Source organism: Kitasatospora sp. NPDC051164, assembly GCF_044455625.1.
GTDB lineage: Bacteria > Actinomycetota > Actinomycetes > Streptomycetales > Streptomycetaceae > Kitasatospora.
Map to the genome: position 1 here is coordinate 223,533 of NZ_JBITFB010000006.1, position 20,808 is coordinate 244,340.

General features: G+C 73.9%; 10 protein-coding genes. 2 read left to right on the forward strand and 8 right to left on the reverse strand.

The window, feature by feature from the left end; all coding sequences use genetic code 11:
- The first annotated feature begins 102 nt into the window (after window positions 1–102).
- The gene (locus ACIBEC_RS11600; protein ID WP_360490946.1) at window positions 103–978 is read left to right on the forward strand and encodes a helix-turn-helix transcriptional regulator; all 876 of its coding nucleotides are present in this window, start codon (window positions 103–105) and stop codon (window positions 976–978) included.
- Window positions 979–996: 18 nt separating this feature from the next.
- On the opposite strand, the gene ACIBEC_RS11605 is transcribed toward ACIBEC_RS11600, so the two are convergent.
- The 5 genes from ACIBEC_RS11605 to ACIBEC_RS11625 all read right to left on the reverse strand — a co-directional run bounded on the left by ACIBEC_RS11605 (window position 997) and on the right by ACIBEC_RS11625 (window position 5,284).
- Window positions 997–2,283 carry an MFS transporter gene (locus ACIBEC_RS11605; RefSeq protein ID WP_360490943.1) on the reverse strand — a complete coding sequence of 429 codons (1,287 nt, stop codon included), beginning with the start codon at window positions 2,281–2,283 and terminating at the stop codon, window positions 997–999.
- 211 nt (window positions 2,284–2,494) lie between these two features.
- Complete coding sequence (locus tag ACIBEC_RS11610) at window positions 2,495–2,929, reverse strand: lasso peptide biosynthesis B2 protein (protein ID WP_360490940.1); 435 nt, start codon at window positions 2,927–2,929, stop codon at window positions 2,495–2,497.
- Complete coding sequence (locus tag ACIBEC_RS11615; RefSeq protein WP_360490937.1) at window positions 2,926–3,183, reverse strand: lasso peptide biosynthesis PqqD family chaperone; 258 nt, start codon at window positions 3,181–3,183, stop codon at window positions 2,926–2,928. The genes ACIBEC_RS11610 and ACIBEC_RS11615 overlap by 4 nt, the downstream gene beginning before the upstream one ends.
- Before the next feature lie 101 nt (window positions 3,184–3,284).
- Window positions 3,285–5,081, reverse strand: coding sequence for an asparagine synthase-related protein (locus ACIBEC_RS11620; protein WP_360490934.1), 1,797 nt, complete (start codon window positions 5,079–5,081; stop codon window positions 3,285–3,287).
- Between the two features lie 53 nt (window positions 5,082–5,134).
- A complete protein-coding gene (locus ACIBEC_RS11625) occupies window positions 5,135–5,284 on the reverse strand; it encodes a keywimysin-related RiPP (protein WP_360490931.1) in 150 nt (49 codons plus the stop codon).
- A gap of 437 nt (window positions 5,285–5,721) precedes the next feature.
- On the opposite strand from ACIBEC_RS11625, the gene ACIBEC_RS11630 reads away from it, so the two are divergent.
- Window positions 5,722–6,807 (forward strand): glutamate--tRNA ligase family protein, encoded by a 1,086-nt coding sequence (locus tag ACIBEC_RS11630; protein WP_360490928.1) that lies wholly within the window; start codon window positions 5,722–5,724, stop codon window positions 6,805–6,807.
- Window positions 6,808–6,914: 107 nt separating this feature from the next.
- On the opposite strand, the gene ACIBEC_RS11635 is transcribed toward ACIBEC_RS11630, so the two are convergent.
- The 3 genes from ACIBEC_RS11635 to ACIBEC_RS11645 are packed head-to-tail and all read right to left on the reverse strand — an operon-like array spanning window position 6,915 to window position 20,406.
- The gene (locus tag ACIBEC_RS11635; protein ID WP_360490925.1) at window positions 6,915–8,063 is read right to left on the reverse strand and encodes a nucleotide disphospho-sugar-binding domain-containing protein; all 1,149 of its coding nucleotides are present in this window, start codon (window positions 8,061–8,063) and stop codon (window positions 6,915–6,917) included.
- Window positions 8,060–9,853: a condensation domain-containing protein gene (locus ACIBEC_RS11640; RefSeq protein ID WP_360490922.1), complete on the reverse strand. Its 1,794-nt coding sequence runs from the start codon at window positions 9,851–9,853 to the stop codon at window positions 8,060–8,062. The genes ACIBEC_RS11635 and ACIBEC_RS11640 overlap by 4 nt, the downstream gene beginning before the upstream one ends.
- Window positions 9,850–20,406 (reverse strand): amino acid adenylation domain-containing protein, encoded by a 10,557-nt coding sequence (locus ACIBEC_RS11645; RefSeq protein WP_360490919.1) that lies wholly within the window; start codon window positions 20,404–20,406, stop codon window positions 9,850–9,852. The genes ACIBEC_RS11640 and ACIBEC_RS11645 overlap by 4 nt, the downstream gene beginning before the upstream one ends.
- Window positions 20,407–20,808: the final 402 nt, after the last annotated feature.

Below are 20,808 nucleotides of genomic sequence, written 5' to 3' on the forward strand. Positions count from 1 at the left end.
GTTAACAGCATGTGTAGCCCGCCGCTCACCCCTGGGACGAGCGGCGGGCTGCGCCTACGCTGGGGCCATCACCCCGAGAAGAAGAAGCCGAGGAGCCCACCCGTGTCAACTCCCCCCACCGGACGGGAACTCGGCGCCTTCCTGCGCGCCCACCGCGAACTCCTCAAGCCGGCCGACGTCGGCCTCACCGCCACCACCCGCCGCCGCACCCCCGGCCTGCGCCGCGAGGAGGTCGCCTCCCTGTCCGGGGTCGGCCTGGCCTGGTACACCTGGGTCGAGCAGGGGAGGGTCGCCGCGTCCCGGCAGGTGCTGGAGGCGATCGCCCGCGTGCTGCGGCTGGACGACGCGGGCCTGCGGCACGCCCTGCGCCTGGCCGGCTACCACGAGCCCGCCCCGGCCGCCGGCCCGGACGGCGCCGACCGGATCGCCGGGGCCATCCAGCCCGTCCTCGACTCCTGGCCCGCCAGCCCCGCCGTCCTGCTGGACCGCCACTTCGACCTGCGCGGCTGGAATGCCGCGTGGGCGGCGCTCTGGGGCTCGCCCGAGTTCGTCCCCGCCGACCGGCGCAACCTGATGTGGGTGATGGCCGCCCACCCGCGGGTGCGCGCGGTGCTGCGCGACTGGGAACCGCTCGCGATGAACGTCTTCCAGCACTTCCGCGCCCAGGCGGGCCCCGCCCTCGCCGCCCCCCGCACCCGTGAGGTCTACCGGCACCTGGACGAGGACGCGCCGGAGCTCCGCCACTGGTGGGGATGCCACTCGGTGGCGGAGCTGACCGTCCGCACCGTCACCGTCGAACCGGTCGGCCTCGGGCCGGTCCGGCTGACCCTGTCCTCCTTCCACCCGGTGGACGACCCCTCCGCGACGGTGCTGCTGTTCACCCCGACCGACGCCACCGACCGGGCGCGGATGACCGAACTGGTCGAGCATCCGTTGCGCGCGGTCGGCGGCGTGGAGGGGGAGCGCCGGGTCGGCTGAGCCGGACCGGCCGGTGCCTCAGGCCTTCGGTGCGGTGGGGGCGGGGGAGGTGCCGGCGGTGGCGGCGGCGTGGCGCATCCCCAGGCTGACCGCCAGACCGCCGAGCGCGGCCAGCAGCGCGAGACCGGCGCCGATGAGCAGCGTGCCGTCCGCAACGTCGCCGAACGTACCCACCGCCCAGGCGCCGAGCCCGGTGCCCGCGTACATGGTCGACGTCAGCCATGCACTGGAGGTCGCACGCAGCTCCGGGGCGATGGTGCCCGCCAGCGTCTGCTGGTCCGTCACGAAGCCGCCCGAGGCCAGGAACCACACCGTCACCCCGGCCAGGGCGAGCACCAGGCCCGGCCCCTTGGCCGCCACCGCGATGCCCAGCGCCAGCAGGACGCCCCACAGCGGCAGCAGCGGCAGGTCGGACCGCCCGGCGGTCCTGGCCCGGTCGCCGAGCCGCCCGCCGACCAGCGAGCCGGCCACGCTGCCCGCACCGACCAGCACACCCACCAGGCCGAGCGCCTGGACCGACAGGTCGAAGCGCTGCACCAGCACCGCGCCGAGGAAGGTGTAGGCGCCCAGGTTGGCCGCGTTGAACACCGTGTTGACCAGCAGGGCGCGGCGCAGCGTCGGATCGGCCCAGCCCGCCAGGATCGCCCGTACGGCCCCCACCCGCGGCGCGGGCGCCTGCGCCGTACGGCCCCTGACCTGGCGCAGCAGCAGCGGCACCGCCGCGGCGGTGCCGACGGCCAACGCCCAGAACGCCGAGCGCCAGCCCGCCAGCCCGGCCAGGAAGCCGCCGAGCGGCACACCGATCACCTGCCCGCAGGAGAACAGCGCCATCCCGAGGCCCAGCGCCCGCCCGCGCACCGCCTCCGGCGCGGTCTCGGCGATGTGCGCCCAGATCGCCGGCCCGGCCGCGGCCGCCGCCAGCCCGGCCACCGCACGGGACACGACCAGCAGGGTCAGCCCGGTGGACAGGGCCGCCGCCGCGTTGGACAGGACGAACAGCAGGGTGCCCACGACGAGGGTGCGGCGGCGGCCGAACCGGTCGCTCAGCAGCCCGAGGAAGGGCGCCGCGACGGCGTACACCAGTACGTAGGCGGTGACGCTGGAGGCGGCGGCGGCCTCACTGGTGTGGACCGAGTCCGCGATGGTCGGCAGCAGCGGCGAGACCAGGAAGGTCTCCGTGCCGAACAGGAACAGCAGGAGGAACACCCCGGCGTAGCGCCACCGGTCGAAGCCCCGCGCGGCCGTGTCCAGGGGCGGGACGTCCTCGGCCCGGTCGGGCAGGGGCGGGTCGGAGATGCTGCTCACGGCGAAGTACCACCTTCACGTACGGTGGCGCGGCCGGGCCCTCGGACGGCGGGCGGAAGCGGCCGCGCGACGGCTGACAGGACGTCCGATACGGCCATCCTGCGGACCGTCCCGAGGCCCAGCCAGACAGGCGGTGATCCTGTGACTCCAGCTCACAGGCTCGGCCCGGCACGCGGCTCCGGCGGGTGCGGTGGAACAGCACCGGCGGGGGCTACGCCTGGCCGTCGGGCGTGCCGACGGTGAAGAGGCTGCGGAAGTACGAGGGGTCCACCCCCTCGTCCACCATCCGCCCCTCGGCCTCCACCCAGGCGTGCGCGCCGAACGGCGGCCGGGCCCGGACCCCCACCACCCAGGTGGGCCAGGTGCCGTGAGCCCGGCAGATCAGGACCGTCGCCAGTGAGCGTGGCAGGCAGCCCTCGAAGGCCGCGCAGCGCAGGCTGACCGCGACGACGGCGTTGCGGGCCGCCTCCGCCTCGGCGTAGCTCGCCGGGCGGGCGCCCTTGCCCAGCCGGGTCAGCAGTGCCCGGATCCTGGCCGGCGGCTTGCGGGCGAGCAGCCGGGCCAGGCCCACGGCCACCTTGGCGACGAGTTTCTGGCTGACCGTCAGCTTTGGTCCCGTCCTGGCGGGCACCACCGTGTCGCTCACGCGACGACGACCTTGAGCGCCACCAGCTTGGTGACCAGCCGCTCGACGTCCTGCCGGGCCCGGTCCGATGCGACGTCGAAGGTGGCCGTCAGCCGCTCGGCGGCCTGCTCGACGGTGCCGCCGTCCACCAGCGCCTGGAAGGCCGCGGCGGCGGTCCCGTTGAGCTGGAAGTAGCGGCCGTCCCGGCCGTCCAGCAGCACGATGCCGTACTCGGTGTCGGCGGTGGATACGTCCGGGTGAAGCGTGAAGGTCATGCTGGTCTCTCTCGTCGTGGTCGGGCGCATTCCGGCCTTCGGGCGCGTTCCGGCGGGGCGGAGGGCGGCGGTTCCGGCAGGGCCGGCTGGGCGGAGCGGGCTCAGGCGAGCCGGTCCCTGGCCCAGAGTTCGGTGCTCAGAGCCACGGGCATCCGCCCCGCGTGCGTGGCGCTCGCGTACGGGCGGCGGCACAGTTCGCGCAGCGGGGCCGGGTCGACCAGCCCCAACTCCGCCAGCCGGGAGGTCTGCCAGAGCCGGTCGAGTTCGAGCCGGTGCCGGGCGAAGCCCTCGGCGGCGATCATCGCGCCGTCCGCCTTGGTGCGCCGCTCCAGCACCCGCCGGGGCAGCACGCCGGCCATGGCACTCTTGATCAGCGGCTTGAACTCCCAGGGCGTGACCCGCTCTTCGGGCCGCGCCGCGAGGCAGGCCGCGATCACCCGGTCGTCCAGGAACGGCGAGGAGCCGCTGTACCCCGGCTGGGCGACCACCTGGTGCAGCGACCGGACCAGCAGCCCGGCGTCCTGGATCGCGGCCAGGTCGCTGTGCCGGCCGCGGCTCGGGTCGAGCGGGCGGGCGCGCTCGGCGGCGGCGCGCAGTTCGGCGGTCACCAGCTCCGCCGCTTCGGGCGTCAGCCAGTCGGGGAAGGCCGGTCCGCCGCCCCAGTCGAAGACGCGGTTGCGGCGCCGGACCCGGCCCGAGGTGAGCGCGTTCAGCTCGGCCGTGAACCAGGAAGGGTAGGAGCTGCCGTCCAGCAGGGTGCGCAGTGAGGCCCCGAGGTCCAGTCGGCTCAGCTGGCGGATGGTCCGGAGCCGCCGCAGGGCCATCAGCGGATGCCGGCGCAGCAGGTCGTGGTAGTAGGCGAAGTGGCCGGTCAGCGCCTGGTCGCCGCCCAGTCCGTCCAGGTGCAGGGTGGATCCGTGCTCGACGGCGAGCTCCCGCATGGCCCGCAGTCGGGGCGTGCTCAGCAGGGCGACGCTGGGCTCGTCGGTGACTGCCTCGAGGTCGGTCAGGCCCGCGAAGAAGCCCGGCACCTCGTGGCTCCCGAACACGACGTGCTTGAGGTGGGGCAGTTCGGCGGCGGCGAGCTCGGCCCAGTGGAGGTCGTCGTCGGCCTGGTCGTCGTTGGCCATCGTGAACCCGACGACAGGCGTGTCCTGCGCGGCCAGCGCGAGCAGCGAGGTGGAGTCCAGGCCGCCGGAGAAGTCACCGGTCAGCCGGGTGGTGAGGGCGAGCCGTGCGTCGACGGCGGCGGCCAGTTCCGTGCGCAGCGCCACCGCGGCCTCGGCCAGGGAGAGTTCGGCCTGCGGTGACCGCCACCAGGGGTGCACCGTGGCACCCCGGCCGTCCGTCGGTACCGACAGCCAGCTGCCGGGCGGGACGGTTTCGACGCCCTGCCAGAGCGAGCGTTCGGGCAGCGGGTGGGGCAGGTTCTCCAGCAGGCGCAGCGCGAGTGCGCCCACATCCGGTGTGGAGCCGATCAGTTCGGCCAGCAGGTCGGTCCGGTCGGCGGCGACGGTCAGCCCGTCCAGGCTGCCGTGGCTGATCCGGCGCAGCCCCGAGGCGGTGCCCTGTACCCGCAGTCGCCCGCCCACCGAGGCGATCAGGTGGTAGCTGCCCGACCAGCGCAGTGACAGCTCGTCCAGCTGGGCCGGGTCGGTGATGCGCTCCACCTGGGCGTCCAGGTCGGCCTGGGTGGCGGAGCAGACACCCACGACGGCGAGAACGGTGTCACCCGCCTCGGCCTTCAGGAACTGTCCCGCGCTGATCCGGCCGGCCAGACAGGGCCGGCCGGATCGGTGCGACATGAGCGGCGTGGCATCCGGTGGAAGCCGGTCGGCGGCGGCGACTGCCCTCTGCTGGTCCGGGAGGACCACGAAGTACTGCTCACCAAAATCCACCGAACCGGCTCCCCCTTGACGGATTGGCGCGCCACGTCACTCATGGCGCGGATTTACCAGAAGCTACGCGGGATGGTGGTCACCCACGGTTCGCCGCCGACGAAACCCATGTAGCCGGTGTCCTCGGCGAAAGAGCCCACCTCGAAGACCTCGGGGGTCTCGTAGGCCTGGAGCTCAGGGGTCTCCACGGAATTGTTGTCCATGACAGTCTCCTCCCTCATGATGCGAAACACGTCCGGGTGGGACAGAACGCTCGGAGAGCGTTCCTTGTTCGCGGGGGTCGGTAGTGCGGCGGCCGAGGTCAGAGCACATGCAGGGCGGCAAATCGACCGATAGCGCCCGACGCTGCTCACCCAAGGACCGGAGCCGACGACAACCGATGTCCAGTCAGCTGGTGCGAAATGCTTTCAGGACCATTTTCACCCCCGTGACGGTCTCCCTGACGCGGATCCGACAGTACCCACGAGATCTTCAGTAGGCAACCGTCAATATGGTGAGTTGACGTCACATCAGGTTCTCGCGGCGGCTCTTCCCGGAGGCCGTTCGGGGGAAATTCGCTCTCGGTGACGGCCTCGCTGCCTCTACCCTGCCTCCATGGACGAGTCCCGTCCGTGTCCGATTCGCTCCGAGCCCCACCTGCATGTTCCACGTCGGCGGTGCGCGCTCGGCTCTGTACAACTGGGCGACGGCACGACAGCGGGGCGGCACGTTCGTCCTGCGGATCGAGGACACCGACGCCGCCCGCAACAAGCCCGAGTGGACCGCGGGCATCGTCAGCGCGCTCGCCTCGATCGGCATCCACGAGGGCGATCCGGCCTTCGAAGGCCCCTCCTTCCAGTCCGCCGCCGTCGAGCGGCACCGCTCGGCCGCGGAGAAGCTGTACGCCGCCGGGCGGGCCTACTACTGCGACTGCACCCGCGAGCGGCTCGCCGAGCGGACCGGCTCCGCCCAGCTCGGGTACGACGGGTTCTGCCGGTGGGCGCACCTGCCCGTGATCGTGAACGAGAAGCGGCAGAAGCTGTCCAAGCGCCGCGACAAGGTGGCCCTGGAGGACTACCTGACGGAGGGCTACCTGCCCGAGGCGATGGTGAACTACCTGATTCTGCTCGGCTGGGGGCCGAAGGACGACGTCGAGATCCGCCCGTACGCCGAGCTGGAGCAGCTGTTCCGGGTGGAGGACGTGAACGCCGCCTCGGCGTACTTCGACGTGGCCAAACTGCGGGCCTTCAACGGCGAGTACCTCCGGGCCATGGGGGTGGCGGAGTTCACCGCGGCGTGCGGGCCGTGGCTGGCCGCGCCGCGGGCGCCATGGCCGGCCGACGCGTTCGACGCGCGGGCCTTCGCCGCGCTCGCCCCGCTCGCGCAGTCCCGGATCGCGGTCCTGGGCGAGATCGTCGAGCAGGTCGACTTCCTGTTCCTGTCCGAGCCCGTCCGCGCCGAGCCCTCCTGGGCGAAGGCCATGAAGGGCCGGGGGAGTTCCCTCGCCCTGCTGCGCACCGCCCGGGAGCGGCTCGCCGCGGTGGCGGCCTGGGAGGCGGCGGCGCTGAAGGAGGAGCTGGCTGCGGTGGCGGCCGAACACGGGCTGAAGCTCGGAAAGGCGCAGGCGCCGGTACGGGTGGCGGTGACCGGCCGGACGGTGGGCCTGCCGCTGTTCGAGTCGCTGGAAGTCCTGGGCCGTGAGCGGACATTGGCCCGCCTGGACGCCGCCGTCGAGCGCCTGGCCTGAGGTGCCTGACTCCGACCGCTCGCCGACGTCGCGCGGAAGGGCCCGTCAGTCGGGTCCTTCCGCGCGACGCGCTCGGGCGGTCCGGTGAAGCGCGCCGGTCGAGCCGGTCAGTGCCCGGCGACCAGCTCCTCCAGTCGCGTGACCAGTGCCGCCGGGCTGGGCCGGGAGGCGATCTCGGCCTGCACCTCGCGGGCGGCCTGTCGGTGGTCCGGCGCGTCGAGCAGCCGCAGCAGGCCGTCCTTCACGGCGGTCGCGGTCGCCTCGTGCGGGGCGAGGGCCAGGCCGACGCCCCGGGCCGCGATCACGGCGGCGTTCGCCGGCTGGTCGGCGAGCCGCGGCACGACCAGTTGCGGGACGCCGTGGACCAGCGCGGTCAGCGCGGTGCCGGCTCCGCCGTGGTGGACGATGGCGGCGCAGGTCGGCAGCAGCGTGCTGAGCGGCACCCAGCCGGCCACCCGCACGTTGTCCGGCACCGGGCCCAGGGCCGCCGCCTGGTCCTCTCCCATGGCGAGGATGAGTTCGACGTCCAGGCCGCCGCACTCCTGCAGGAACGCGCTGAGCTCGTCGAGCTCGCCGGAGAGCGGCAGCACACTGCCCAGGGTCAGGCAGACCCGCGGCCGGGACGGCGCCGCCAGCGCCCACTCGGGCAGCAGCCGGCTCTCGTTGTAGGGCACGTACCGCATCGACCACTCGGCCGCGTCGTCGTGGCCTCCCATGCTCGGCGGTCGGACGTCGATCGCCGCGGCCGCGGAGGCCGGCTCGTCCAGGCCCAGCTTGGCCCGCGTGGGTTCCAGGTACTGGGCGATGGACCGGCGGTACGTCGTCGCCTGCTCGTCGCTGCCAGCCCAGGCCAGCCGGACGCTCTGCTCCACGTATGGGACGCCGAGCGCGGTGGCCACCAGCGGCCCGGCGCCCTGCTCCAGGGTGGACAGCACGAGGTCGGGCCGGAACTCCTCGGCGACCTTCAGCAGGCCCTCGGCCATCTCCTCGCCGAACAGTCCGAGCCCGCCGCGTCGGGGCCGCGGTTCGCCGGGCGGCGTCATGTTGATCGCGTGGCTGGCCGCCATGAACTCGCCGAACACGTCGCGGCCGGGGCACACGTCGACCGCCGGGAGTCCGGCCGCGACCAGCGTTTCGGCGGCCTGGCCGTTGTTGGCGACCAGGACCTCGTGCCCGGCGGTCCGCAGCGCCCAGGCGAGCGGCACGGTGGGCAGGAAGAGGCCGGAGCCCGGGGCGGCCATGGACAGTACTCTCATTGCAGGTTCCCTTCCGAAGCGTGCGCGTCGTCGACGAGCAGCCGGGGCGTTCCCGGGCTGCTGCCGTCGAGGCGTTCGACGAGGCCGGTCGTGGTGATGAGCAGGGCGGGACGCGCATCGGCGAGCATGAATGCGATGCGTTCGGCCGGATAGCCGGGGTCGATCGGCAGGTAGGCCGCGCCGGTCTTCAGGACGGCGAGCATGGCCACCACCATCTCGGTCGACCGCGGCACCGCCAGGGCGACGATGGCCTCGGGCCCGATGCCCCGGCCGCCGAGGTCGGCCGCCAGTCGGTTCGCCCGGTCGTCCAACTCCCGGTAGGAGGTGGCCTGCTGACCGTAGCGGACGGCGACTCTGTCCGGTGTGGCGGCGGCCTGTGCGGCGAACAGCTCGGCCACCGAGCGGTCCGGCACCGGACGGGCCGTGTCGTTCAGCCCGACGATCAGCCGGTGCCGTTCCTCCGCCGTCAGCACGTCGATGTCGCCGACGGCGGCGTCCGACGCACCGGTGGCGAAGCCGCCGAGCAGGTGGACGAAGCGGTCTGCGACGCGCCGGGCCGCGGCGCCGGTGAGGAGGTCCGGGCGGTAGCCGAAGCAGAGCACGAGGGTCTCGCCCGGGTGGGCGATCAGGCTCAGCGGGTAGTGGATGCTGTTGTGCGCCTCCGTGCCCGTCACGCGCACGCCGGCGACGGAGTCGACGGTCCGGTCCAGCGGGTAGTTCTCGAACACCACGAGCGAGTCGAAGAGGTCACCGTCGATGTCCGACAGGCCCTGGATCTCGGTCAGTCCGAGGTACTGGTGGGCGCCGAGCCGGGACTGCTCCTCCTGGAGCCGCGCGAACAGTCCGCCGAGGGTCTCCCGCGGGTCGATCCGGACCCGCACCGGCACGGTGTTGACCAGCATCCCGACCATGGCCTCGACGTCGCGCAGCTCGGGTGCCCGGCCGGCCACCGTGGTACCGAAGACGACGTCGTCACGGCCCGTCAAACGGGACAGCAGCAGGCCCCAGGTGCCCTGGACCACCGTGTTGACGGTCAGGCCCAGCAGCCGGGCGCGTTCGGCGACGGCCGCGGTCAGGTCCCGGGGCACGGTGACCAGCACCTGCTCGGTCGGCACTGCCGTACGGCTGTCCGCGTTCGGCGCCACCCGGGTGGCCTCCTCCAGGCTGGTCAGCGCCGCGCGCCACGCCGCCCGGGCCTGCGGAGCGTCCTGGTGGGCCCGCCAGGCGAAGAACTCCTGCAGCGGCACGGCGGCCGGCAGCGCCGACGCGCCGCCGCCGGCGCCGTAGACCTCGAAGAGCTCGCGCAGCAGCAGCCCGGTGGACCAGCCGTCCAGCACGGCGTGGTGGTTCGTCAGCACCAGCCGGAACCGGTCGGACCGGCGCCGGACCAGCGTGAACCGCAGCAGCGGGGCCGCGGCCAGGTCGAACCGGCGGGTGCGGGCCTCCCGGGTGATCCGTTCGACCTCGGCCTCCCGGTCGCCGTCGGCGACCGCGGTGAGGTCCGCCTCCTCCCACGGCAGCGGCACCTGCGACTGGACCACCTGCACGGTGTCGCCGGTGGCCCGGCGCCGGAAGCTCGCCCGCAGGGTCGGGTGGCGCCGTACCACGGCCTCCACCGACCGCCGCAGCACGGCGGCGTCGAGCGGTCCTTCCAGGTCCAGCACCACCTGGACGTTGTACAGGGCCGATCCGTCCTCGTCGTACGCCGCGTGGAACACCAGTCCTTCCTGGACGGGCGTCAGCGGGAGGACGGTCTCGATCCTGGGCGTGCGCTTCGTTGCCGTTGTCACAGGTCCCCCTCCAGGGCCAGTTCTTCCTGAAGCTGGTCGATCTCGTCCTGGGAGAGCGAGACCAGTGGCAGGTCGGAGGGGCTCTGGCCCCCCGAGTCGGGCCGCTGGGCATGGTCGACCAGGGCCCGCAGGACGCGGAACCAGGTGGCTCCCAGGTCCTCGACCTCCGCGGCCGTGAACAGCTCAGCCGCCCAGGACCACTCGGCCACGAGCACCGGCTCCGCGCCGTCGTCCTCCCGGACGAGCGTGTTGACCTCCACCGCGTGCGCCAGCGGCAGGCCCGGGTCGGCGCCGCCGGTGAACCCGCCGACCTCGTGCGCCGGCGCCCACGCGCCGGACCCGGCGGGCGTGCCGAACCGGCCGAGGTGGTTGAAGCCGATCTGCGGCACCGGCAGCCCCCCGAGCGCTTGCCGGGTGCGCGGGTTGAGGTGGCGCAGCAGGCCGTAGCCCAGACCGTGGTCGGGGATGGCGGCCAGCTGCTCCTTGACCCGCTTCAGCACCCGTCCGGTCTCGGGCCCGGCCGCCCACAGGTCCGGCCACTCGACGGCGCCCGGGTCCAGCCGGACCGGGTGGACGGTGGTGAACCAGCCCACGGTGCGGGACAGGTCCACGCCGCCGACCGCGTCCTCCTCCCGGCCGTGGCCCTCGACGTCCACCAGCACCGGCGCGGCGGGACGGCCCCGCCGACGTGACCAGTCCTGCACGGCCAGGGCCACCGCGGTGAGCAGGACGTCGTTGACCGTGGCGTGGAAGACGGTGGTCACGTCGGTCAGCAGCGCCTTGGTGGCGTCCGCCGGCAGCGTCAGCTCCACGGTGCGCCGGGAGGCCACCACGTCCCGGGCCGGGTCCGGCGCCCGGCGGCCGAGCGGCGCGTCGGCGCCGTCCAGCATCGCCGTCCACAGGCCGAGTTCCGCCGTCCGCCGGTCGCTGCCGGCCTCCTCGGCGAGCAGCCTCGACCAGCGGCGCAGCGAGGTGCCGACCGGGGCCACCGCGGTGTCGGCGCCGCGCCGCAGCGCGTCGGCGGCCTCCGCCAGGTCGCCGAGCAGGATGCGCCAGGAGACGCCGTCCACCGCGAGGTGGTGCACGGCCAGCAGCAGGTGTCCGGGCGCGGCCGGCCCTGCGTCGAGCCACACGGCCTGCCACACGGTGCCGTGCTCGGGGGCCAGCCGGTCCCAGGCGCGCTCGGCCTGGCGCCGGGCGGCCTCGCGCAGCGCGTCCCCGGTCAGCCCGGCGACGTCGTGGCGGGCGAACCGGTCCGCGAGGTCTTCGCCCGGCTCGGTGATCTCCAGGTCCCAGCGGGTGTCGTCGTCCTTGCGGTGCAGCCGCAGCCGCAGGGCCTCGTGACGGTCCACCACCGACCGCAGCGCCGCCGTGAGCGTCGGCTCGTCGATGCCGGCGGGCAGCCGGACGAACATCGACTGGTTGAACCGGTCGACCGGGCCGCCCAGTTCGCGCAGCCACTCCATCACCGGAGTCGGTGCCAGCGGCCCCGGACCGGCCTCGGTGTCCTCCTCGGCCACCGGGTCGGCCTGCTCGCGCGCCACCCTGGCCAGGTTCGCCGGGGTGCGGTGGTCGAAGACGTCCCGGGGGGTGAACTCCAGGCCCTGGCGCCGGGCCTGGCTCACCAGCTGGATCGAGGTGATGCTGTCCCCGCCGAGCGCGAAGAAGCTCTCGTCGGGCCCGACCAGCGGCACGCCCAGGGTCTGTGCGAAGAGTCCGCACAGCAGTTCCTCGCGCGAGGTCCGCGGGGCCCGGCCGGTGTCCGGGGCGTGCTCGCCCGGGTCGGCCGCCGGAAGGGCGGCCCGGTCCAGCTTTCCGTTGGCGGTGACCGGCAGCCGCTCCAGGAGGACGTAGCCGGCCGGGACCATGTAGCCGGGCAGCTCGCTCGCGGTCCGCTCCGCGAGGTCGGTGACGTCCGGTTCGGCGCCGGGACGCGGGACCACGTAGGCGATCAGCCGGGTGGTGCCCGCCGAGGTGTCGCGGGCCAGCACGACGGCCTGGGCGACGTCCGGATGGCGGGCCACCACCGCCTCGATCTCGCCGAGTTCGATCCGGTGGCCGCGGACCTTCACCTGGGTGTCGGTGCGGCCCAGGTAGTCCAGCGCGCCGTCGGGCAGCCGACGGGCGAGGTCGCCGGTGCGGTACATCCGGCTTCCCGGCGCGCCGTACGGGTCGGCGACGAAGCGGTCGGCGGTCAGCGCGGGCCGGTTGAGGTAGCCGCGCGCGACACCGGTGCCCGCCAGGTACAGCTCGCCGGGCACCCCGGCCGGGACCGGGCGCAGCCAGCGGTCCAGCACGTAGGCCCGGGTGTGCGACAGTGGGCGGCCGATGGGCGGGGCGAGCACTTGGTCGTCGGCGCACGTCCAGTCGGTGGCGTACACCGTCGCCTCGGTCGGCCCGTAGAGGTTGACGATCTCCGTACCGGGCAGCGACTGCCGGATCCGCCGCACCAGGGGCTCGGGCAGGGCCTCACCCGCCAGGACGAGCCGCCGGGCCGCGAAGGTCGGCGACGGGTCGGCGAGCAGCGCGGCCAGCGCCGACGGGACGCCGCTGATGAGCGAGCCCTGCCAGGGCCGTTCGGCCAGTTCCAGCAGATCGCGGACGATCTCCAGCTGCCCGCCGGCGGCCAGCGGGGCGAACAGCTCGAACACCGAGACGTCGAAGGAGAGCGAGGTGGCGGCCAGGACCCGCTGCAGTCCCTCGCCGCCGAAGCGCTCCACCGCCCAGCCCACCAGCGCGTTCATGGCCGCGCGCGACACGGTGACGGCCTTGGGGCGGCCGGTGGACCCGGAGGTGTAGATGACGTAGGCGAGCGAACCGTCTGGCGCGGACGGGAGGGCGCCGGACGGGAGGGTGCCGGACGGGACGGCCGCGTCGCCGGGCGTGCCGGGGTCGTCCAGCGCGAGCCGCGCCAGTCGGTCCGCCGGCGGCAGCCCCGGCACCTCCTCGCCGCTGGTGAGCACCAGCACCGGCGCGGCGTCTTGGACCATGAACGCGGTCCGCTCGGCCGGGTGCCGGTGGTCCAGCGGCAGGTAGCCGGCGCCGGTCCTGAGGACGGCCAGCAGCGCGACCATCAGTTCGGCCGAGCGCGGCACCGCCACCGCGACCAGGTCCTCCGGTCCGACGCCGCGGGCCCGCAGGTGCCGGGCCAGCCGGTCGGCCCGCTCGTCGAGCTCGCGGTAGGTCAGCGTTTCGGCCGCGCCGACCACCGCGATGCGGCCGGGTTCCCGCGCCGCCCAGTCCCGTACGGCCTCGGCCACGGCGACCGGGGCCGCCGGGCGGCCGGTGTCGTTCCACTCCTCGGTGAGTTGCCGTGTCTCGGCCGGCTCCAGGGCCTCGATCCGGTCCGCCCGGGTGTCCGGGCCCGCCTCGGCGATCTCCCGGAGCAGCCGGGTGTAGCGCCGCACGATCTGCTCGGCGTCGGCGGCCGCGAACAGGTCCGGCCGGTACGTGAACTGCAGGTCGAGCGAGGGGCCAGGGGTGGCGATCAGGGCCAGCGGGTAGTGCACGTCGTTGTGCGTGCGGACGGCGCCCACCCGCAGGCCGGTCCGCGCGCCGCGGTTCAGGGCGTCCGGGTCCAGCGGGTAGTTCTCGAACACGGTGAGCGTGTCGAAGAGTTCGCCGTCGACGCCGGTCAGGCGCTGGATCTCGGCGATCCCGAGGTGCTGGTGGGCGGCGAGGCGGGACTGCTCGTCCTGCAGCCTGGCCAGCAGCCCGCCGATCGGCTCGTCGGGGCGCAGCCGCAGCCGCACCGGGACGGTGTTGATGAAGCAGCCGATCATCGTCTCGGTACCCGGCAGCTCGGGCGGCCGTCCGGAGACGGTGGTGCCGAAGACGATGTCCTCGCTGCCGGTGAGTCGGCTCAGCAGGAACCCCCAGGCGGCCTGCACGACCGTGTTGAGCGTGACGCCGTACTCCCGGGCCCGCCCGGTCAGCGCGGCGGTGACGGATTCGGGCAGCCGGACGGAGCGGGAGTCGGGCTGGACGGAGGCGTGCACGTCACCGTGCGGAGCCAGCCGGGTCGGCGCGTCGAGTCCGCCGAGCGCCGCCTGCCACGCCTGCTCGGCCGCGGTACGGTCCTGGCCGGCCCGCCAGTCCAGGTAGGTGCGCCAGGAGCCGGCCGGCCGCGCCGGTGCGTCGGCGCCCCGGGTGCCGTAGTGGGCGAACAGCTCCTGCAGCAGCAGGGGCATCGACCAGCCGTCCAGGACGATGTGGTGGTTGGTCACCGCGAGGGTGTGGCGGCCTTCGCCGAGGCGCAGCAGCGTCAGGCGCAGCAGGGGTGCCTCGGCCAGGTCGAAGCGGCGGCTCAGGTCGTCCCGGAGCGCCGCCTCGGCCTGGGCGGCCCGCTGCTCGGGGTCGAGCCCGCTCAGGTCCAGGTACCGCCACGGCACCGGGACCTCGGCCCGGACCACCTGGACCAGGCCGCCGCTCGCCCGGTGCCGTACGCAGGTGCGCAGCACCGGGTGGCGGCGCAGCAGGGCCTCGGCGGCCTCGCGCAGCGTCCCGGGATCGATCTCGCCGTCCAGGTCGAGGGCGATCTGGACGTGGTAGACGTCCGGCGCGTGGTCGTCGTACGCGGCGTGGAAGGCCAGGCCCTCCTGGAGCGGCGTCAGCGGCAGGACGTCCTCGACGTCGGGGCAGACGGCCTCGATCTCGTCGATGTCCTGCTGGTCGAGCCGGGTGAGCGGGAAGTCGGACGGCGTGTGGCCGCCGGCGCCCGGTCGGCGGGCGTGGGTGGCCAGCGCGCGCAGGGCGGTGGACCAGGTGTCGGCAAGGTCGCGGACCTCGTCCTCGGTGAGCAGGTCCGCGGGCCAGGACCACTCGGCGGACAGCCGGGGGCCGTTCTTCCCGTTCTCCCCGTCGTGCCCGTCCTTCCGGCCCTCGCCGTCCTCGCCGTCCTCGTGGACGAGCGCGTTGATCTCCAGCGTGTGGGCGAAGGGCGTGCCGGGGTCGGTGTGTCCGGCCAGTGCGCTGCCGTCGCGCACCGGAGTCCAGGTGCCCCGGCCGCGGGTGGTGAGGGAGCGGCCGAGGTAGTTGAAGAGGACGTCCGGGCTGCCGAGGTCGGCCAGGGCCGTGGCGGCCTGCGGGTTGAGGTGGCGCAGCAGCCCGAAGCCCAGTCCCTTGCCGGGCACCGCCGCCAGCTGCTCCTTGACCGAGCGCAGCGCCGTTCCGACGGCCTGGCCAGTAGCCCAGGTCCCGGCCGGTTCGGTCACGCCGGGGTCGAGGCGCACCGGGAAGAGGCTGGTGAACCATCCGACGGTGCGGGACAGGTCGGCTCCCGGGACGGTCTCCTCCTCGCGGCCGTGCCCCTCCAGGTCGACCAGCACCGGCGCGGTCTCGTGCCCGCGCCGCCGGCGCCAGTCCTGCAGGGCCAGGGCCAGGGCGGCGAGCAGGACGTCGTTCGCGCCGGTGTGGAAGGCGGTGGTCACCTCGGTGAGGAGCGCCGCGGTGGTGTCGGCGTCGACGGAGGACACCAGGGTGCGCCGGGTGGCGAGGACATCCCGGGTGGGATCGAGCGCGCGTGCGCCGAGCGGGGCGGTGGCGCCGGAGAGCGTCTCCCGCCAGTGGTCGAGCTCGCCGACCACGTCGGCGGTGCCGGCCCGCTCGGCCAGCTGCTGCGACCACTGCCGCAGCGAGGTGCCCACCGGGGCGGGTGCGGGGCGCCCGCCCTCGGCGAGGGCGGCGTAGGCGTCGGCCAGGTCGGGCACCAGGACGCGCCAGGACACCCCGTCCACGGCCAGGTGGTGGACGGCCAGGAACAGCCTGCCGCGGCGGGTCGGGCCGGCGTCGAACCAGACGGCCTGCACCAGGACGCCGCGCTCGGGGTCGAGCCGGTCGAGGGCGGCTTCCTCCCAGGTCCGCAGCTCCGCCTCGGTGGGTTCGCCGGTCTGGGTGACGGCCACCCGTTGCAGGCACCCGGCGGCGTCGACGGCGCCGGCCGGCCGTACCGTCAGCGACCACGCGTCGTCGACGTCCCGGTCCAGCCGCAGGCGCAGCGCGTCGTGGTGGTCGAGCACGGTCTGCAGGGCGTCGCCGAGGGTCTCCAGGCGCAGTCCGGCGGGCACGTCGAGACGCATCGACTGGCTGAACCTGCCGACCGGGCCGCCGAGTTCACGCAGCTGGTGGACGATCGGCAGCAGCCGAACGGGACCGACTCCGGTGCCGGGCACCGGGGCCTGGGTGTCCTGGGTACGGGCCACCTCGGCGAGCCGGGCGACCGTCCGGTGTTCGAAGACTTCGCGCGGGGTGAACAGCACTCCGGCGCCGCGCGCGCGGCTGACCAGCTGGATCGCGCCGATGCTGTCGCCGCCGTGGTCGAAGAAGCTGTCGTCGGCACCGATGCCGGGCAGGCCCAGGACCTCGGCGAACAGCCGGCTCAGCAGTTCCTCGCGCGGACCCCGGGCCGGTCGGCTGCCGCCGGTGGCGCGGAACTCCGGTGCGGGCAGGGCGCGTCGGTCCAGCTTCCCGTTGGCCGTGGTGGGCAGCGCGTCGAGCACCATGACGGCGGCCGGGACCATGTAGTCGGGCAGGTTCTCCCGCAGGTGCTCGCGCAGGGCGGCGGCGAGCCGGCCGGCCTCGCGGCCGACCGCGGGGTTGTTGGTCAGGGCCGGCGGCGCCGCCGCGGCCGGGAGGAAGACGTCGGTCAGGGCCGCGGTGGCGGCGTCCGTCCGGGAGCTCAGGAAGAGCACGTCGAGTTCGCCGTCGGAGCCCTCGCCGGACCAGGTGACCACCGTGCGGTAGCCGAGGTCTTCGCCGAGCGCGTGGAAGGTCTCGGGCAGCGGGCCGGCCGGGACGTCGCCGTCCACCGCCTGCCGGACGTCCGCCATCGGCGCCCCGGCGAACAGCTGCCGGGTGGCGGAGACCTCGGGCGCCAGGCGGGCGTTGGGCACGCCGGTGATCCGCAGCCGGGCCGGCGCGTCGGTGGCGAGCCGGTGCCGCAGCGCGGTCAGGTCGGCGACCTCGGTGCCCCAGTCCGCGTCCGGCACGTCGAGCAGCGAGACGGGCCGGTGCTCCGAGCGCTTGTGCAGGACCACGTCGTAGCGGTAGCGGCTCAGTTCGGTGTCGTAGTCGCCGCGCTTGACCCGGATGTCGACGCCGGCGAGGTCGTCGGTCTCCTGCTGGAGCGCGGTGAAGAACCGCGGGTCGACCAGGAGTTCGTTCTCCTGTCGGGTCCGCTGTTCCACGGCCCGGCGCACGGCCTGCGGGTCCGCGTCCGCCGGGCTGTGCGCGAGTTGCACACCGGTGGCAAGGTACTGACGGAGCCTCAGATCACGGACGTCTCCGAGGAACACGGCGCCGCCGGGGCGCAGCAGGCCGAGCGCTCCGCGCAGGACGGTCCCGAGGTACTCCGCGGTGGGGAAGTACTGCGCCACGGAGTTGATGACCACGGTGTCGAAGAAGTCCTCGGGCAGCCCGGCCGGGTCGTCGGCCGGCTGGGTGCGCAGCTCCACCCGCCCGGCCAGGTCCGGCCGGGTGTCGAGGTGCCGGCGCAGCGCGGCGATCGCCGCGGGGGAGAAGTCGGTCGCCCAGTACCGCTCGGTGTCCGGCGCGAGCCGGGCGAGCAGCAGGCCGCTGCCGACGCCGATCTCCAGTACCCGGCGGGGCCGGAGGGCGCGGATCGCCTCCACCGTCCGGTCGCGCCACTGCCGCATGTCCTCCAGCGGCAGCGGGCGGTCGGTGTAGCTGCTGTCCCAGCCGGCGAACTCCTCGCCGAAGGCGGCCTCGGACTGCGCGCCGTACATCGACTGGTACAGCTGCTGCCACTGGTCGACGTGCTCGCCGTGGGTCCGCTCCTGCACAGAGGCGAGGCGGTTGCGCTCGGGCACCACGTAGCCGACGAGGTACTTTCCGGACGAGCGGTCGTCGCGGGCCACCACCACCGCCTCGCCGACCTCGGGGTGCTCGCCGAGGACCGAGGCGATCTCGCCGGGTTCGATCCGCACGCCCCGGATCTTCACCTGGTCGTCGGTCCGGCCCAGGTAGGCCAGCTGCCCGTCGGCGTCCCACCGGGCGAGGTCGCCGGTGCGGTACATCCGCTCACCGGGCCGGCCGAACGGGCAGGCCACGAAGCGCTCCGCGGTGACGGTGGGCCGGCCGAGGTAGCCGCGCGCGAGGCCGGTGCCGGCCAGGTAGAGCTCGCCGGGCACGCCGTCGGGCAGCGGCTCCAGGGCCTGGTTCAGCACGTACACCCGGGTGTTGGCGATCGGGAGTCCGATCGGCGGGGCGCCGGTGCGTGCCGGGTCGCACTGCCAGGACGTCACGTCGATGGACGCCTCGGTCGGTCCGTACAGGTTGTGCAGCTCGCAGTCGAGGACGGCGAAGAACCGGTCGGCGAGTTCGGCGGGCAGCGCTTCACCGCTGCAGATCACCCGGCGCAGGCCGGTGCACCGGGCGGTCTCGGGCTCGGCCAGGAAGGCCTGGAGCATGGCGGGGACGAAGTGGACGGTGGTGACCTGCTGTTCGCGGATCACCGCGGCGAGGTAGCCCGGGTCGCGGTGCAGCCCGGGGTCGGCCATCACCAGGGTCGCGCCGCTCACCAGGGGCCAGAAGAACTCCCAGACGGAGACGTCGAATCCGCAGGACGTCTTCTGCAGCACCCGGTCCTGCGCGGTCAGCCGGTAGCGGTCCTGCATCCACTGCAGCCGGTTCGCCAGGCCGGCGTGGGTGTTGACCGCTCCCTTGGGCCGGCCGGTCGAGCCGGAGGTGTAGATGACGTAGGAGGGCGAGTCCGGCGTGAGCGGGCGCGGGCGGTCGGCCTGGGTGACGTCCCGGCCGGGCGCCGCTTCCAGGGCCGTCGCCGGCTCGGCGTCGTCGAGCAGCAGCCGCGGGGTGGCCGTGGCATGGGGCAGCCGGGGCACGGTGTCCTGCGTGGTGATCAGCAGCGCCGGCCGGGCGTCGTCGAGCATGTACGCGATGCGGTCGGTCGGGTAGTCCGGGTCGACCGGCAGGAACGCGGCACCGGACTTGACCACGGCCAGCAGGGCGGTGACCAGGTCCACGGACCGCGGCACCGCGAGCGCGACGACGTCCTCCGGGCCGAGGCCGCGGGAGAGCAGCAGCGCCGCGAGCCGGTTCGCCCGCTCGTTCAGCTCCCGGTACGAGAGGCCGTGCAGCCCGTGCACCACGGCCGGGGCGTCCGGGGTGGCCGCCACTCGGGCCTGGAACAGGTCGACGACCGTCTCGGGGCCGGTCGGCCGCCCGGTGTCGTTGCGGCCGACGAGCAGCCGTTCCAGGTCGTCGGTCCGGAAGACGTCGAGCTCGTGGCACGGGGTGTCCGGGTCCGCCTCGGCCATCTGTTCCAGCAGTCGCAGCAGGCCCTGGCCGTGCACCCGCAGATCGGCGCGGCGGTAGAGCTCGGTGTTGCCGTCGACGTCGATCCGTCCGCTTCCCCGCCGGACGTCTCCGTAGATCACGAAGGCCAGGTCGTCGACCGGTCCGTTGGTCAGGTTGTGGATCGTCGTCGCGCATCCGGCGAGATCCACGTCCTGGTCGAAGAACTGCAGGTTGACGTGCGGCCCGACCAGCGGGCTGCTTTCCTCTCCCGCGCCGAGGTCGTTGCGCAGGTCCTCATATCGGTAGCGCTGGTGCCGAAGGCCGAGCAGCATTTCCGCGGAGACGTTCTGCAGCAATCCGGACAGCGGCAGCTCCGGTCCCGCCATAACGCGCAGCGGCACCACGTTGGACATCATTCCGGGAATACCGCGTATGGCCTTGCCGAACCGGGCGGTAACGGGCAGCCCGAGCACGACGTCCGTTTCACCGGTGAGTCGTGCGGTGTAACGGGCGGCGGCCGCGGCGTAAACGGCCGCGGGTGTCACGCCGCAACGCTGCGCCAGTTTGCCGAGTGCCTCGCTCAGCTCGCTCTCGATTTTCACCGTCTCGCGGGTCCGGCCGCCCTGACGGTTCGGCTCGGCCTGTCCGAAGGTCGCCGGCGCCGGGCTGTCCGCCAGTTTCTCCATCCAGTACGCACGGTCCGTGTGGAATGCCGCGGACTCGCGATAGGCACGATCCGAGCGCAACATCTCCCCGAAATGGCCAAGGCCGTTCACATCGGCCCGGCCGGTCGCCAGCGCGGTGTACCGGGACGCGGCTTCCCGTACGAACAATGCGCCGGAGAAGCCGTCGATGGCCACGTGGTGGGCCCGCAGGTACCACAGGTGCCGGTCCTCGCCGATCCGCAGCAGCGCGAAGGAGTACATCCGGCCGCTGTCCGGGGCGAGCGGCACGGCGAGCTCGTCCTCCATCCAGGCCATCGCCGCCCGGTGCGGCTGCTCCTGGTCGCGCAGGTCCAGGCAGGGCATGACGAGTTCGGCCGAGTCGTCGACCACCTGCACCGGCTCCGGGCCGGACGCCACGATGCGGGCCCGCAGGGTCGGGGTGTCGGCGAAGGTCCCGCGGGCCGCCCGCACCAGCAGGTCGACGTCGAGCGGGCCGACGATGTCGGCGTACAGCGCGACGCTGTAGTCGAGGCCGTCCCGCGCGAAACGCTGGGCCAGCCATATTCCGGTCTGCGCGGAAGTAAGAGCGAATTCTTGACGCGCTGTTGCGGGCATGCAGAGTCCTTCGCAAAGCTGTTGGCGGTTGCAGTCAACTCACGAACAGGCGAGGTCCCGAGGATTGGATGGCGGTACCGCGTTGCGGCGGGCGCGCGCGTCCGGCTGTTTCCTTCGGGATCTCCGCGAGTTCCAGCGAAGCTTCAGCGCGAAGGCCCGGCGCGGTCCCAGCATCGACAAAACTGCACGATCACGTGCACATCCCCCGTCCCCCGTGTCTCGTGCCGTGCGTCCCGTTCCTCGACGTTCTCGAACAACAGTCCCGCAGGCACCGTTCCGCAGCGTACCCCGGCCAATAGAGTTCGCAAAGGCCTGGCCGGAACGCCGCCCGCCTGACCGGAACCGTGCCCTCCGGTCCGGAAATCGGCGAAGACGGCACCGTCGGCGCCGTTCTCCCAGGTC